The organism is Pirellulales bacterium (genome assembly GCA_036490175.1).
Classification (GTDB): domain Bacteria; phylum Planctomycetota; class Planctomycetia; order Pirellulales; family JACPPG01; genus JACPPG01.
Genome location: DASXEJ010000088.1, coordinates 14,788 through 30,418, shown reverse-complemented (window position 1 = coordinate 30,418; position 15,631 = coordinate 14,788). Strand labels below are relative to the sequence as shown.

Here is a 15,631-nt window from a genome sequence, read left to right as displayed (position 1 = left end):
AACGGGACTCAAGTCGTGACGGAGGTCGCGCAATTGTCGTTTGACGCATAGGTTTCTCGGCTAGCGCGCTGCGTCCCCCATGACACCTGCTGATCGCCAACCGGTTTCCGCCGTGCCAGCCTTGGCTGCCTACCTGTTAGGCTCGGTCGACTTCGACACCTGCCTGGCATTGCAGCAGCGGCTGGTGTACGAAACCGAAGCCCGCCGCGATGGGCACATCTCGCTACTCATTTGCGAACATCCGCCCGCCATCACGATGGGGCGCCATGGTTCGCGGATCGACATTCGTTACAGCCCGCGCACGTTGGCCAGCGAAGGATTGACCGTCCGCTGGGTGAATCGTGGTGGCGGCTCATTGGTTCATGCCCCCGGTCAATTGGCGATTTACCCGATCGTTCCCTTGGCGGCCTGCGGGTGGAACGTGGGCGGATTTCTCGACCGCTTGCAGCAGGGCATCGCGGCGGCGTTGTCCGAGGTAGGCTTTCAGGGACAAGCCCCCGACGGACAACTGGGCATGTGGGGACGGACAGGTCAGATTGTCGCGGTGGGAGTGGCCGTGAAGAATTGGACTACGTATTACGGCGCTTATGTGAACGTATCTCCTTCGCGGCGAATCCTTTCGGCGGTGCAGCATGGCGCGTTGAAGCCCGTCGCGATGAGTTCATTGGCGATCGAGCGACAACAGCCTGTTAAAATGTCCCGGGTTCGCGAAGGATTGGTGCGGCATTTGGCCGAGGCCTTCGACTGTCCACGTTATCACCTTCATACCGGGCACGCGCTGTTGGCGCACGCTCGTACACGACATGGCACATCCGCCCGCGCTAGTTAACCTGCCGATCATCACGCCGTCGGATCTGGGTCCTGATGCGGCGGGTCCGCGCTTACCGCCGTGGTTGAAACGTAACGTTCCCAAAGGGAACGCTAACCATTTCACAGCGAGACTACTCGAAGAATTACGGTTAGAGACCGTTTGCGATAACGCCAAGTGCCCCAATCGCATGGAGTGCTATTCGCAGAAGACGGCCACGTTCATGATCCTGGGAAACGTCTGCACCCGGCCATGCGGATTTTGCTCCGTCGCGAAGGGAAAAACGCTGGGGATCGTGGATGATGAGCCCGAGCGGGTGGCCGAGGCGGCCGCAAGACTTGGTTTGGCACACGTGGTGATTACGTCGGTAACGCGCGATGATCTGGCCGACGGCGGAGCCGAACATTTTTATCGCTGCGTGCTGGCGGTTCGCGAGCGCACGGGGGCGGCGGTGGAGGTTTTGACGCCCGATTTTCTCGGCAAGTCTGGGGCCATTGAGCGAGTCGTAAGCAGTCGGCCCGAGGTGTTCAATCACAATACCGAGACCGTGCCGCGGCTGTACCGCGACGTACGTGGCCGCAAAAGCGACTACCGCTGGACGCTCGAACTGCTGGCGCGCGTCAAGCGACTCGATCCATCGATCAAGACCAAAAGCGGCCTGATGCTGGGACTCGGCGAAACGCATGACGAATTGCTCGACACCTTGGTCGATCTGCTCGACGCGGGCTGTGACCTGCTGACATTGGGGCAGTATTTGCAACCGTCGCCCGAGCATCTGCCTGTGGTGCGTTACGTGCCGCCGGAAGAGTTCGACGAATTGGGGCTGGCCGCGCGGCGAATGGGTTTCTCGCAGGTAGCCAGCGGGCCATTCGTGCGGTCGAGCTATCACGCCCGTGAGATGGCCGGACAAGTCGCGACCAACTGATCGCGAGCAATCGGTCAGCACAGCGATCCGCATACTCCGCAGTCGACGCCATGCGCCACAATCTTGTCGTGCCGGAACTTGGATTAGGCACTCGGCCAATTACGCTCAGTATGTGGTTAGTCAAACGCGGCGCCCGAGTCACGGAAGGGGACCGGATAGTCGAGTTAGCCGCCGATAGCGTGACAGTCGACCTACCGGCACCTGCCAGCGGAACGCTCATCGAGACGCTCGTGGCCGAAGAGGACGAAGTGCATGTCGGACAGGTGCTGGGAATCATCAAAGGGGACGAATCGTCGTAGTCCGCTACCGCTGATTGCGCGCTTCCTCACGGGCTTCGATCATTTCGCCAGTTCCAGCGTTCCCCACACACTGGGATCGTCGCGGTAAGGAAACTCCCTGCCGCAGCTGAACGATTGCTCGCCGAGTTCTTGGTCGATTACGGCGTAATTGAAGCCCAATTTCGGATGTTCGGCTGGGTCCCAGCCCGTTAGGGTGGCCGCCGGAATGAAGGCCTCGAGGAGGTAGCCATCGACCCGTTTCTCGCTGCGCGATTTGAGTGCTTCGGGGCGGATGGCTTTGGGATTTTCTCGTGCGCGATTAATGAAGTACAACTCGCCGTAGGGGTCGGCCAGATTGCGCCCGCTGCCGGACGGCATGAAGATGAACTGGTGGCAGAAACGGCTCGCTCGATGGATGTTGTGCGTGTCGCGGGTGTCGATCCAGATGCGTAAACCATCGCTCTCGTCGGGCCGCGACTCGCGACACCACGGTGGGCGGCGTTTGCCAGACACCTGCACGAAAAACGCCAGGCCCGCGGCGCTCCAGCCGGCCCGCACCTCGGCGAACGTGGGGCTGTCGTCCAAGTCGGCAATGCTGGGCAGCCGATGCTGAGGGCCAAGTTGTGCGCCAGCGGCCGACCAAAGCGGCTCGTGATGATGGCACGGCGCCGAAAAGCGAAACAGGAATCGTGGCGGCAGCAGGCGTTCGCTCATACCTTAACCAGCAGGCTGGATAACTGACTTCGACGTACCGCCGGTGTCAGGCGTTTAATCCGTCGCAACTTGCGCCAACACGTAGGGCCCCTTGGGGATCACGGCCAAGGTCGCGTTCGGACCGTACTCGGCCAGCGATTCCGCGACGGCAGCCTCGACGCTTGGCGCACTTTCGACAAAGAGGCGATTGATCGTCGCGGCCGGCAGGCCATGGCTGACGATCTTGACACGTGCTTTGCGGCAGACCTTGGCCAGTTCTTCGAGCTGCCACTGATCCATCACGAAATAGTCCTTCCCCAAGATCCGTTCGACGAAAACGTCCAGGCTGGGGTTTTCGTCAAACAGCCGCTGAAATTCGGGACTGCCAATTCCTTCGGAAAGGCTCGCCGCCAGCACGATCGTGCCTCCTTGCTTGACGATCGGCAGGGCTCCCGTCAGTCCCTTCACTGCCTGGTAAAAAGTAGTGTCGAGCGGGTAGCCGGCCGAACTTGTGACGACCACGTCGACCGGTTCCGGCACAGTGTCGACGACGACTTTGCGGACGAATGCCACTCCTTCGAGGAAGGCTTGTTCCATGTCGCCTGCGACGAGCGCCAGTGGGCGGCGCTCCGTATCGATCACGGAATTGACGATAAAATCGCAGCCCGTGTGGCGGCCGATCCAGGTGTTCTCTTCGTGAACAGGGTTGCCATCAAGAATGCCACAATCGGCCTTGGGGTGCTCGAGGAAAGTCGGCCCGTGCCAGACCTTGACGGTTTCCAGTGCCGCGATGCCTGGGCAGATCAGCTTACGACCGCCAGAGAAGCCCGCCATCAGATGTGGTTCGATCAAGCCGGTAGTGATCTTTAGATCCGCCTCGACGTAGCGCGAGTCGATCCAGATCGGTACACCGCGAGGGCTATCTCCCAAGTACGTGTGCTCGGCCAGTACCGTACCGTGATGATTCTCAATCCGATAGCGATCCACAATATCTTGGCCAACCATTTCGACCAGTTCGGCGCCTTCGTTCGGGCGGTGCAGCCCGGTGGCGACTAGGATGGTGATCTTTTCGCGCGGTATACCGGCGGCTTCCAAAATCGGCAGAACTTGCGATAGGATCAGGCGGTTCGGCACGGGGCGCGTGATGTCACTGATTACGACACAGGCGCTTGTGCGACCGCGTGCGAGCTCTGGCAAAGGGGGCGTCCCGGTCGGCGCAGCAAGCTTGGCGGCCAATTCGCCTGCCGGATCGGCGAGCGGCGGAGCGTTCTTGTACCCTAAGGAGCGAACGACACGGTCCGCCGGCAATTCAACGGCCAGCCCAGTCTTGCCATATTCAAGCGTGACGCGCATGCGAGGATTGCCTGGATGTTGTTGCGGCGCGGTAGGCCGTAGACCGACCCGTTATTGTACCGCCAGCGCGCGGCAGAGTACGGATGGGAAAGACGCCCGAGGAATGCCTTACTTCTTGCCTGCGGCGCCCTTGGCCGGTGCTTTGGCAGCGGCTGCGGCTGGGGCCTTTCCGCCTGCGGGGGCCTTGCCACCGGCGGCTGGCGCAGCAGCAGCCGCACCTGGTGCAGCTGCGTCGGCACCCTCTTCCTTGGCTTTCTTTTTCTTTTTCATCGAGAGCTTCAGCACGCGCACCTTGGGCAGGCCGAGTGGGCTGCGTCCGTCGGCCCAGCGGTCCCCCTCTTGCAGCTTCGTGATTCGTTCGCCGCGTGTGAGCACCCCGCGGGCACGGACCAGGCCGAGCTGAATCCGCAAACTCTTATCCATCGTCATGGCAAATCTCTCCGACTCGCAAATAGCAACGCACGGCCCACTCACACGGTTGCGGGCCCGGCCAAGACCCGCCAGTATACGAATGTGGACCGGGACTTATCAAGGCGTCTGGCAGCGTTTAGTCTGGCCTAAAGGGCAAAATCTATCCATTGCCGCCAGGCCGGTGCTACACTTCGACGAGTTCCTCGACTGCGGCATGCGGCGCGCGTCGCCGCCATTGTGCACACCATAGGCGGAATTGGTCGAGGTACAGATACACAACCGGTGTCGTGTAGAGCGTCAAAACCTGGCTGAAGATCAAGCCTCCGACGATGGCGATGCCCAGCGGCCGCCGTAACTCGGCTCCATTGCCCGTTCCCAGGGCCAAGGGGAGACCGCCCAATAGAGCGGCCATGGTCGTCATGATGATCGGGCGAAATCGCAGGATGCAAGCCTGGAATATGGCCTCGTCCGGAGGCGTGCCATCCTTGCGCTCCGCTTCGAGCGCGAAATCGATCATCATGATCGCGTTTTTCTTGACGATGCCGATCAGCAAAATGATGCCAATCAAGCCCATCACGTTCAATTCCGTCCGGCAGAGCATCAGCGCGAGTAGCGCGCCTACGCCGGCCGAAGGGAGCGTCGACAGAATCGTTATCGGGTGAATGAAGCTCTCGTAGAGTATTCCCAAGACGATGTACACCGTGACCAAGGCCGCGAGAATCAGAATCGGCTCGTTTCGCAACGAGGCCTGAAACGCCTGGGCGGCACCGGAAAAGCTGCTGCGGATCGTGGCGGGCAGCGCCAGCTCGCGCTGCACGTCCTGGATTTGTTCGACCGCTTCACCTAGTGAAGCTCCCGGCGCCAAGTTGAACGAGATCGTGACCGAGGGGAAAAAGCCGGAATGCGTGACGGCCAAGGCTGTGGTCTTGGTCGAGGACTTGGAAAACTCGCTAAGCGGAACTTCCGCTTGCATGGCGCCGGCGACATAGATGTGCTTCAGGCCTGTAGGATCCTGACGAAAACCGGGGTCGACCTCCATCACGACGTGATATTGGTTGAGTGGCATGTACATCGTCGACACCATTCGCTGCCCAAATGCATCGTACAGCGTGTCGTCGATCGATTGCTGCGTAATGCCCAGCCGCGCCGCCATCAGTCGATCGATGTCGAGCGATGCTTGCAATCCGCGATTCTGTTGATCGGTGCTGACGTCAACCACGGTCGATAGCTTGCGAATCTCGCGCAGCACGACAGGACCGCATTCGACCAGGTCGTCCAGGTTGTCACCCTGCAGGGTGAACTGGTACTGCGAACTGCTGGATCGACCGCCGATGCGAAGGTCCTGCACGGCTTGTAGAAACAGGGTGCCCCCTGGAATACGGGCCAGCTTTCCACGCAATCTTCCGATCACCTCGTCCGCGGACATCTTTCGCTCTTCCAGCGCCTTCAGACTGACGAACATGCGTCCGGCGTTGGCCGTTCCGCCTTGACCGCCGGTGAAGGCGATAACGCCCTCGACGGCCGGATCCTCGCTGACGGTGCTGGCGAATCGCGTCAACAGGTGCTCCATCGCCTGATACGACGTGTTTTGATCGGCCACGATCGAACCACTCAGACGCCCGGTGTCTTGCTGAGGAAAAAAACCCTTGGGGATGATGACGTACAGGTAAACGGTAAAAGCCAGCGTCAGCAGCGTGACCAGCATTGTAATCCGCTGATGGCGCAAGACGAATCCGAGCGTGATTTCGTAGGCCCGCAAAACGACATCAAAAAACCATTCGCTCACCCGATAGAACCAGCCATGACTATCTTTGCCATGGCTTTTTAGCAACGTGGCACACATCATTGGCGTCGTCGTCAGCGAGATCAACATCGAGACTGCGATGGCGACAGACAGTGTCACGGCGAACTCACGGAACAAGCGCCCGACGATTCCTCCCATGAGCAAGATCGGTATGAATACCGCAACAAGCGAGACGCTGATCGAGAGTACGGTAAAGCCGATTTCCTGTGCGCCGTGCAGGGCGGCAGCGAGTGGTTTCATCCCTTCTTCGAGATGTCGATTAATGTTCTCGATCACCACGATGGCGTCATCCACGACGAAGCCCGTCGCGACGGTAAGTGCCATGAGCGACAGATTATCGAGGCTGTAGTCCATCAAATACATGACGCCGAATGTGCCGATCAGCGACACGGGGACGACGATGCTGGGAATGAAGGTCGCGCGCAAATCGCGCAGGAACAAAAACACAACCAGGATCACCAGGCCGATCGAAATCACGAGCGTAAACTGCACATCCTCGACCGAGGCGCGAATCGTCGTCGTGCGATCGAGCGCCACGGCCAATTCGATGCCGGCGGGAATTTCGGCCTGCAGTCGCGGCAGCAGTGCACGCACACGGTCGACAGTCTGAATAATATTGGCGTTCGGCTGGCGAAAGATGATGATCTGCACCGCCGGCTTGCCGTCAGAGAGCCCCTTCGCAAAGATGTCTTCGACCCCGTCCGTAACGGTGGCGATATCCTGGAGTCGAATGGGTGCGCCGTTGCGATAGGCCACGATCAGGGGGCGGTATTCGTCGGCTTTCAGAAGCTGATCCGTGGTCGTGATCGACCAGGCTCGATCGTCATCCGCGATGTGACCCTTGGGGCGATTGGCGTTGGCCGTGCCCAGTACGGTACGCACATCTTCCAGGACCAATCCCAAATGGTTCAATGAGGTAGGATTCACGTCGACGCGGACCGCCGGTGGTGCGCCACCGCCGACGATCACTTGCCCGACCCCGCGCACCTGCGACAACTTTTGCTGCAGGATCGTCGAGGCTGCGTCATATATACGGGCCTTCTCGTAGGTATCTGACGTCAACGCCAATATCATCACCGGCGCATCGGCCGGGTTCACCTTGCGATAAGTAGGGTTGCTGGGCAGATTGGCAGGTAACTGACTTCTGGCGGCATTGATGGCGGCCTGGACATCGCGAGCTGCCGCGTCGATGTTCCGATTCAGATCGAATTGCATCGTGATCGAAGTCGAGCCCAAGAAGCTCATCGACGTCATCTCGGTTACACCGGCGATACGACCGAATTGCCGCTCAAGCGGAGTAGCAACCGCCGAACCCATCGTCTCGGGGCTGGCACCGGGAAGCGATGCATTCACTTGGATCGTGGGGAATTCGACCTGCGGCAGTGGCGAAACAGGCAGCAGAAAATATCCCAGGGCTCCGACCAGCGTGATCGCCACGGTGATCAAGGTCGTGCCGATCGGGCGATAGATGAACGGAGTCGAGAGACTCATGTCCAATCCTCCCCCACGGGCGTGGCCGCAGGTTCCGAGGACGACCGCTTGCGGAGGCGTTTGGCAATACCGTCGAAGGCCAAATAGATGACCGGGGTTGTGTACAACGTCAGTACCTGGCTTACCAATAGGCCGCCAATAATCGTAATGCCCAAGGGGCGTCGTAGCTCGGAACCGACGCCGTTTCCCAGCGCCAGCGGCAGTGCACCCAATAGCGCGGCCATGGTGGTCATCATAATGGGCCGGAAGCGCAACAGGCAGGCTTCGTAGATGGCCTCTCCCGGCGGCTTGCCCTCGTGCCGCTCGGCCTCGAGTGCAAAGTCGATCATCATGATCGCATTCTTCTTCACAATGCCGATCAGCAGGATGATGCCGATCAGCGCGATCACATCCAAGTCCATGCCGAAGAGCATGAGCGCCAATAATGCGCCGACGCCAGCTGACGGCAGCGTCGAGAGAATCGTGATCGGATGAATGTAACTCTCGTAGAGTACGCCGAGTACGATATATACCGTAACGAGCGCCGCCAGAATTAATAACGGCTCATTGCGCAACGACGCCTGAAATGCCTTCGCCGTGCCTTGGAACGTAGCATTGATACTCAGCGGCAGGTCGAGTTCTTCTTTAGCCTGTTCCACCGCTTGCACTGCGTCACCCAAAGACGACCCCGGCGCCAGGTTGAACGAGATCGTGGTCACCGGAAACTGGCCCTGATGGTTAACGGCCAGCGGCGCATTCAACTCTTCGATGCGCGTGAACGTGCCAAGTGGTACTTTTCCCGCCAGCGGAGAATGAATGTAAATGTTGCTGATGTCTTGTGGATTATCGCGGAACTCGGGCTTAACCTCCAGCACGACCCGGTATTGGTTCAGTTGCGTGAACATCATCGATATCTGCCGTTGACCGAACGCGTCGTACAGCACGTCATCGATCATTTGCGGCGTGATGCCCAACCGTGACGCCGAGTCCCGATCGATGACGACGCGAATCTGTCGTCCCATGTCCTGCTGATCACTCGTCACATCGACCAGTTGAGGGCATGTCTTCAAACGGCTTACCAGCTGGGGAACCCACAGGCTCAGTTCTTTTGCATCTGGATCTTCCAGGCTGTACTGGAACTGCGTGCGGCTGACCCTGGTTTCTACGGTCAGGTCCTGCACCGGCTGCATGAAGAGCGTGATGCCGTCAACATGTTCGAGTTCGCCCTGCAGGCGGCGGATGACGGTAGAGGCCGATATGTGACGATCTTCGAGCGGCTTGAGGTTAATCAAAATCCGGCCGCTGTTGAGCGTCGAGTTCGTGCCGTCGATGCCGATGAACGACGACAAGCTTTCGACGGCCGGGTCTTTTACGATGACGTGGGTCAACTTCTGTTGCAGCTCGGACATGGCTGCAAAGCTAACCGTGTGCGGGGCTTCCGAGATGCCCAAGATCACGCCGCCGTCCTGAACGGGGAAAAAGCCTTTGGGCACGACAATGTACAGGTACACGGTGGCCAGCAGCGTGGCGATCGCGACCACAAGCGTCATGACCTGATGCCGGAGCACCCATCTCAGTGTGCCGCCGTACCAGCGGATCACCTCGTTGAAAAAGCTCTCGGACAGGCGGTACATCATCCCCTGCTGCGACTCGGGCTGATGCTGCAGGATGCGCGCGGCCATCATGGGGGTGAGCGTCAGTGACACCAGCGCTGACACCAGAATGGTGACGCTCAGCGTAACTGCGAACTCGCGAAAGAGCCGGCCGACGATATCGCCCATGAACAGCAGGGGTATCAGTACCGCGATGAGCGAGATCGTGAGCGATACGATGGTGAAACCGATTTCGGACGAACCCTTTAACGCCGCCGCCATCGGCGCTTCGCCTTGTTCGATGTAGCGCGCGATGTTCTCGATCATGACGATGGCGTCGTCGACGACAAAGCCGGTCGAGATCGTCAACGCCATCAACGTAAGGTTGTTCAGGCTGTACCCCAGCAGGTACATCACCGCAAACGTTCCGACCAAGGACAGCGGGACAGCCACGCTCGGAATCACGGTGGCCGTCAGACTGCGCAGGAACAAAAAGATGACCAGCACCACCAGCCCAATGGTCAGGACCAACTCGAACTGCACGTCTTCGACCGAGGCCCGAATCGTAGTGGTACGGTCGGTCAGCACTGAAATCGAAATCGCCGCGGGCAGCGAGGCGCGGAGCTGGACCAACAGTTTTTTGACGCGTTCGACCACGTCAATGATGTTTGCCCCGGGTTGCCGCTGAATGTTGAGAATCACGGCCGGAATCTCGTTCATCCACGCAGCTTGCCGGGCGTTCTCAACGCCGTCGATGACGCTGGCTACATCCGACAGGATCACCGGAGCGCCGTTGCGGTAGGCGATAATCAGCTTGCGGTATTGGTCGCTCGTGAGCAGTTGATCATTGGCGCTGATGGTGAACGATTGGCGGCTGCCATCGAAGCTGCCCTTGGCCTGGTTTACGTTGGCCAGCGAAACCGCCATGCGGACATCTTCCAAACTCATGCCAAGTGCGGACAATGCCGTCGGGTTGGCCTGGATGCGCACGGCGGGCTTTTGCCCTCCGCTGATGCTTACCAGCCCGACGCCGGAGAGCTGCGAGATCTTCTGGGCCAGCCGGGTATCGGCGAAATCCTGCACCTTGGACAGGGGGAGCGTGGACGAGGTGAGGGCCAGTGTCAGAATCGGTGCGTCCGCCGGATTTGTCTTGCTGTAGATGGGAGGGACCGGCAGATCGCGCGGCAGGAACGTCGCCGCGGCATTGATCGCGGCTTGCACCTGCTGCTCGGCCACGTCGATATTCAGATCGAGAATGAATTGCAGCGTGATCACCGAGCAGCCTTCCGAGCTGCTTGACGTCATCTGGTTCAGACCGGGTACCTGGCCAAATTGCCGCTCCAAGGGGGCCGTAACGGACGACGCCATGACCTCGGGGCTTCCACCGGGGTAAAACGTCATGACTTGAATCGTCGGGTAATCGACCTGCGGCAGCGCCGAAACCGGCAACTGGTAATAGGCGACGATGCCCGTCAGCAGAATGGCGGCCATCAACAGCACCGTGGCGACGGGCCGCAGAATGAATGGCCGAGAGGGATTCATTAGGAACCTTGCGCGGGGCGTCCGGCAGTGGGCACGCCGCCGGCGGGCGACACACGCTCTCGCAGTGCGACTTTGGTTCCCTGCTGAAGCTTGTCGACGCCGTCCACCACGACCACATCACCCGGCGACAACCCGCTGGCAATGGTGGTCTCGTCTGCCTCGGTGGGTCCGACGGTCACGGGTCGCACTTCCACCGTAGAATCCGGCCCCACCACGTAAACCAGCGTGCCGGTGGGCCCCTGCTGTACTGCCGCCGCAGGGACGATTACCGCGTCGTGCATCGTATCGACCAACAACCGGGCGTTCACGAATTGATTGGGAAACAGCATGTGATCTTCGTTCTGGAAGATCGCCTTCAATTTGACCGTTCCGGTCGTGACGTCGACCTGATTATCCAGTGCCTTGAGCGTGCCGCTGGCAAGCTTATTTTTGAAATCGCGGTCGAACGCATCAACGCCGAGTTCGCGTCCCGAGTTGATTTGTTTTTGCAGCCGGGAAATATCATCTTGCGGGATGGTGAAGACAACTGTGATGGGCTGCAATTGATTGATCACGGCCATGCCGGTCGGATCGTTGGCCTTAACCATGTTCCCGGGGTCGACTAGACGCAGCCCGATGGTGCCGGGGATCGGTGCCACGATCTTGCAGTATTCGAGTTGCAGATCAATGTTCTTGATCAACGCCTGGTCAGCCTCGATAGCACCCTCGGCCTGTTTGACGAGTGCTATTTGCTCGTCCACTTGTTGCTGGGTTACTGTCCTGTTGGGGAGCAGGGCCAAAAAGCGATCCAGATTGAGTTGGGCGATTTGCCGGGCCGCTTCATCCTTGAGCAATTGCCCTTGCGCTTGCAGGCGTTGAACCAGGTAGGGACGTGGATCGATCTGAGCTAGTAGGTCTCCCTTCTCGACAACCTGACCCTCCGAAAATGCGACCTTCAGAAGCTCGCCATCAACCCGGCTGCGGAGCGTGACCGTGTAGAGCGCTGTCACGGACCCGAGGCCGTTGAGATACAAGCTCATATCGCCCTGCCGGGCGGCTACGGCTACGACCGGAATGGCCCGCACTTCGCGTGTGGCGACAGGCTTGGCGCCGCCTAACGGTAGCAACCCTGCGACGGTCTCCCAAGGTACGGTGAAATAGGCGGCCGCAGCAGCGCCAACCAAGACGGCCAAGGCAAGCCATCTGCCCATGCGGCGGCGAGCCTTGGGCGGATGCCCAAGCGGAGGCAGCGCCGTTGTCGGCTGCTGTCTATGCTCGGGCGACTTGACGAGGACTTTCGAGATCATACTGGCCACCTCGACGCCCCTGCCGGCTGGTCAGGCGTGATGAAGGATTGCGGGCGCCCCACTCAAGACGTAGCGTGACCGTCAGCACCCTCCACCATCATGTACGTTATTCAGCCTCACGGCAATCGTAACGTGGCCAGATTAACGCTATGCCATTTGGCATAGCGTGCAAGAGGATTCATGACAACGCCAGTTTCCGCCCCCCTGGGAACACGGATATAGTGGAAGATGAGGTGGGTGGAGCGTCGGATAATTACCGTGCTGCGACGGGGTGTGCAGTCCCGGTTTTCGCTAGCCGTCGCGCTTTTTCGGACTCTGCCGGAGGGCTATCAGGACATGCACATCGAGATTCAATCCGGCCTTAATCGTGCGATCGTTTCGTATTTGAAACCCGCGCGCCGACCGGCCGTGCTTGTATTCCTATTAACCCTCTTAATCGCGATCGTTGGCATAACTGAGTCGGCCAACGCGCTCGACGCAGCGCGAGCATTAACGCAGGCGTTTCACCGCGTGTGGCAGGTACCGCAAGGTTTGCCAGATCCCAAGATTTTTGTCGTCTCGCAAACCAGCGACGGTTATCTGTGGTTGGGATCGCCGGCCGGACTGATTCGCTTCGACGGATTGCGCTTCACAACGGTTCGTGAATGCGCGGGTGTTAAACCGGAAGACCTCTGGGTTCACGATCTTTGTGAGGATCAGTCACATAGCTTGTGGATCGCGACGGATCGACAGGGATTGATCCGCTACCGCTGCCCGACGCCGAGACGCTTTACTTTGGCCGACGGCCTTCCGTCAGAGACTGTGCAATGCGTCATTGCTGATAAAAAAGGCGCGGTGTGGGCTGGCACCTCGGCCGGCATTGTGCGGCTTACGGACGACAGAGTTGCGGCCTTTGGTCGAGACCAGGGGTTGCCGTTGGTCGACATTCACGCACTGGCCGAAACGCAAGACGGCAATATCTGGGTCGGTGGCGAAGGAAATCGGTTAGGAATTTTCGACGGCAAAGCATGGACCACACGCGAGCTGGCCAGTATGCCTGCCGGTGCACGCGTGCGCGCTATCGCCGAAGCCGAGGACGGAACCGTCTGGGTTGGAACTTCAGCCGGTCTGATTCGAGTCAAGGATGGTCGGGACAATCGACTGTCGAGCGCGCGCTCGCCGGCCGACGATTCGATCCTCTGTTTAACGGCCGGACGAGACGGCAGTTTGTGGGTTGGTACCAAAGACGGGTTTAGTCGCCTGCGCGATGGCGAGTTCGAAAGCCTCACCGCGGCCGATGGACTGTCGCAAAGTACCGTCTATTCAATATGCGAAGATCGCGAAGGCAGCCTATGGGTCGGCACCAAGCACGGACTGAATCAGTTTAGTGACCGAAGAACTCTCCCCTTCACGGTCCGTGAGGGGTTACCCAGCAACGAAGTTGGGCCGATCTGCCAAGATGCCGATGCAAACATCTGGGTCGGCACGCTCGGTGCCGGATTGGCGCGTTTCGATGGCCGACGGTTCGTCAACTTGACCAAGAGCGACGGCTTGGTAAGTGACACCATTTACGCGCTCGCTGCTGACAACGACCGACAGCTGTGGATTGGTACGGATTGCGGTCTAAACTCGATGCGCGAAGGACGAATCGAGAAGAAATTTACCGTCGAAGACGGGCTGCCTGCGAACCTCGTCACCAGCTTGTGTCAGGGAAGCCGCGGATGCCTGTGGATAGGGACTTCGGCCGGAATCGCCAAGCTGCATGAGGGACGCATCGTACTGCCCCCCGGAAATGCCGGCGATCTTGCCGCGCCCGTTCGCGCGGTGTTGGAACGCCGAGACGGCACACTTATCGCGGCGACACGCGACGGATTGTACTCTTACGCCGATCAGCAGTATCGACCATTTCCCAGTGGCGCACTGGCAAATCGTGACGTCGACACACTCTACGAGGACGTGGACGGCCGACTGTGGATCGGCACCGAAGCGGACGGGCTGTTGCTGCTCGACGGCGAGAAGGTCATCACCTTCACGACGAGGACTGGTCTTTACGACGACGATATTTCCGGCCTGGTGGTCGACGACGAAGATCGGTTGTGGATGGCCTCTAGCAGCGGAATCTCCTACGTTCCGCGGGCTGATCTGCTCAAGTTTGCCGGCGGCAATCTCGCCAAGCTGAAAAGCACGCCGTTCCGGATGACCGACGCCATGCGCACGTTCGAGGCACGTGAAGGCATTCAAGCGAGCATGTGCAAGACCCGCGACGGACGCCTGTGGATGTCGACCACGCTCGGCCTGTTGGTCATCGATCCGGCGCGCCTGGTGCGCGTTCTTCCCCCGGCGCCCGTTGTCGTCGAGGGGGTCGTGGTCAATGGTCAAATCCGTAATCCGCGGGAAATCGGCACTCTGCCGCCGGGTTCTTCCAACGTGGCGTTTGAGTACACGGCGCTTAGCCTTTTGACGCCCATGCGGATTACATTCCGCTACAAACTGGAAGGCTTCGACAACGATTGGATCGACGCCGGCGCGCGGCGCGAGGCTTTCTACACCAATTTAGCGCCCGGCAATTATCGGTTCCGTGTGATGGCCCGCAAATCGGACAATGCGGACTGGGACCAGGGGGAGCCGGTGGCCTTCACGATTGAGCCGCATTTCTACCAGACGTCGTGGTTTCTACCGCTCGTCGGCATGACATTGGGGCTGGCAGGCCTGGGGGTGTATCGGTTGCGCGTCCGCCGTATCAAGGAGCAAATGCGAGCGGTCGTCGCCGAACGAAGCCGCATCGCCCGCGAGTTGCACGATACGCTGATCCAAGGTTTCTCTGGGGTGACAATGGAGATGCAGGCCCTCGCCGCGAGGCTCTCGCCTTCGAACGAACGTGGCACCCTTGATGAAATCATTCGCGACGCCGCTAGCTGCTTGCGGGACGCACGTCGTTCGGTGGCCGGATTGCGCAGCGGCCCTGGCGATCGGTCGGGGCTGGCCGGCGCCATTGCCCAGGCGGCCCGACAACTTACCGAAACTCGGGAAGTGCGCCTGCGATTGGAGCTTAGCGACAGCCCCCGGCAATTGCCGGTGGAAGTCGAGTACAACTTGCTGCGAATTGCGCAGGAAGCCGTTACCAACGCCGTGAAGCACTCCGGCGCACGAACGATCGACGTCTCGCTGGCTTGCACGCAGCAGCAGATTCTGTTGACCATTGCCGATGACGGGGTCGGATTTGCAATCGCGGAAGGGCCTTGGGCGCGGCCGGGGCATTACGGCCTTATCGGTATGAAGGAACGGGCCACGCAAATCGGTGCCGAATTCCGCATGGCGGGCGAGCCGGGTGCGGGGACTGCCGTGTCGGTTCGTCTGCCCCTGTCGGACTCTGCGCACGGCGTTCCCGTCACGTCGCGTCATCCCGCCACCAGGGAGGCCTGAGCATGATCGTTTTCCACGCCACGCGGCACCCGTTTATTGGCGATCCTCGATCACTCTAGCAGACAAG

Annotated in this window: 10 protein-coding genes; 4 read left to right on the top strand and 6 right to left on the bottom strand. The window is 59.9% G+C overall.

Annotated features, from left to right (window positions below; translation table 11 throughout):
- Nucleotides 1-79 precede the first annotated feature (79 nt).
- From VGG64_06225 to VGG64_06215, 3 genes are read left to right on the top strand one after another with little or no spacing between them, the layout of a single operon-like run.
- The gene (locus VGG64_06225) at nt 80-829 is read left to right on the top strand and encodes a hypothetical protein (GenBank protein ID HEY1599179.1); all 750 of its coding nucleotides are present in this window, start codon (nt 80-82) and stop codon (nt 827-829) included.
- The gene (gene lipA, locus VGG64_06220; GenBank protein ID HEY1599178.1) at nt 804-1,733 is read left to right on the top strand and encodes a lipoyl synthase; all 930 of its coding nucleotides are present in this window, start codon (nt 804-806) and stop codon (nt 1,731-1,733) included. The genes VGG64_06225 and lipA overlap by 26 nt, the downstream gene beginning before the upstream one ends.
- A gap of 50 nt (nt 1,734-1,783) precedes the next feature.
- Nucleotides 1,784-2,032, top strand: a complete 249-nt coding sequence (locus VGG64_06215) for a lipoyl domain-containing protein (GenBank protein ID HEY1599177.1) — start codon at nt 1,784-1,786, stop codon at nt 2,030-2,032.
- A 39-nt stretch (nt 2,033-2,071) separates the two neighbouring features.
- Here the strand turns inward: VGG64_06215 and VGG64_06210 are convergent, their stop codons facing one another.
- From VGG64_06210 to VGG64_06185, 6 genes are all read right to left on the bottom strand, one after another.
- Nucleotides 2,072-2,725 (bottom strand): sugar-binding protein, encoded by a 654-nt coding sequence (locus tag VGG64_06210; GenBank protein HEY1599176.1) that lies wholly within the window; start codon nt 2,723-2,725, stop codon nt 2,072-2,074.
- Between the two features lie 54 nt (nt 2,726-2,779).
- Nucleotides 2,780-4,057 carry a nickel-dependent lactate racemase gene (gene larA / locus VGG64_06205; protein ID HEY1599175.1) on the bottom strand — a complete coding sequence of 426 codons (1,278 nt, stop codon included), beginning with the start codon at nt 4,055-4,057 and terminating at the stop codon, nt 2,780-2,782.
- Nucleotides 4,058-4,165: 108 nt separating this feature from the next.
- Complete coding sequence (locus VGG64_06200; GenBank protein ID HEY1599174.1) at nt 4,166-4,486, bottom strand: small basic protein; 321 nt, start codon at nt 4,484-4,486, stop codon at nt 4,166-4,168.
- A 166-nt stretch (nt 4,487-4,652) separates the two neighbouring features.
- A complete protein-coding gene (locus tag VGG64_06195) occupies nt 4,653-7,763 on the bottom strand; it encodes a multidrug efflux RND transporter permease subunit (GenBank protein HEY1599173.1) in 3,111 nt (1,036 codons plus the stop codon).
- On the bottom strand, nt 7,760-10,876 hold the full coding sequence (locus VGG64_06190; GenBank protein ID HEY1599172.1) for a multidrug efflux RND transporter permease subunit: 3,117 nt from the start codon (nt 10,874-10,876) through the stop codon (nt 7,760-7,762). Before VGG64_06190 ends, VGG64_06195 begins: the two co-directional genes overlap by 4 nt.
- Nucleotides 10,876-12,162: an efflux RND transporter periplasmic adaptor subunit gene (locus tag VGG64_06185; GenBank protein HEY1599171.1), complete on the bottom strand. Its 1,287-nt coding sequence runs from the start codon at nt 12,160-12,162 to the stop codon at nt 10,876-10,878. Before VGG64_06185 ends, VGG64_06190 begins: the two co-directional genes overlap by 1 nt.
- Nucleotides 12,163-12,390: 228 nt before the next feature.
- Here VGG64_06185 and VGG64_06180 point away from each other — a divergent pair, with 228 nt between their 5' ends.
- On the top strand, nt 12,391-15,564 hold the full coding sequence (locus tag VGG64_06180) for a two-component regulator propeller domain-containing protein (protein ID HEY1599170.1): 3,174 nt from the start codon (nt 12,391-12,393) through the stop codon (nt 15,562-15,564).
- Nucleotides 15,565-15,631 lie beyond the last annotated feature (67 nt).

Coding starts and splice junctions, on each gene's coding strand:
- VGG64_06225 (HEY1599179.1), top strand. CDS start 80: ATGACACCTGCTGATCGCCAACCGGTTTCCGCCGTGCCAGCCTTGGCT.
- lipA (HEY1599178.1), top strand. CDS start 804: ATGGCACATCCGCCCGCGCTAGTTAACCTGCCGATCATCACGCCGTCG.
- VGG64_06215 (HEY1599177.1), top strand. CDS start 1,784: ATGCGCCACAATCTTGTCGTGCCGGAACTTGGATTAGGCACTCGGCCA.
- VGG64_06210 (HEY1599176.1), bottom strand. CDS start 2,725: ATGAGCGAACGCCTGCTGCCGCCACGATTCCTGTTTCGCTTTTCGGCG.
- larA (HEY1599175.1), bottom strand. CDS start 4,057: ATGCGCGTCACGCTTGAATATGGCAAGACTGGGCTGGCCGTTGAATTG.
- VGG64_06200 (HEY1599174.1), bottom strand. CDS start 4,486: ATGACGATGGATAAGAGTTTGCGGATTCAGCTCGGCCTGGTCCGTGCC.
- VGG64_06195 (HEY1599173.1), bottom strand. CDS start 7,763: ATGAGTCTCTCGACTCCGTTCATCTATCGCCCGATCGGCACGACCTTG.
- VGG64_06190 (HEY1599172.1), bottom strand. CDS start 10,876: ATGAATCCCTCTCGGCCATTCATTCTGCGGCCCGTCGCCACGGTGCTG.
- VGG64_06185 (HEY1599171.1), bottom strand. CDS start 12,162: ATGATCTCGAAAGTCCTCGTCAAGTCGCCCGAGCATAGACAGCAGCCG.
- VGG64_06180 (HEY1599170.1), top strand. CDS start 12,391: ATGAGGTGGGTGGAGCGTCGGATAATTACCGTGCTGCGACGGGGTGTG.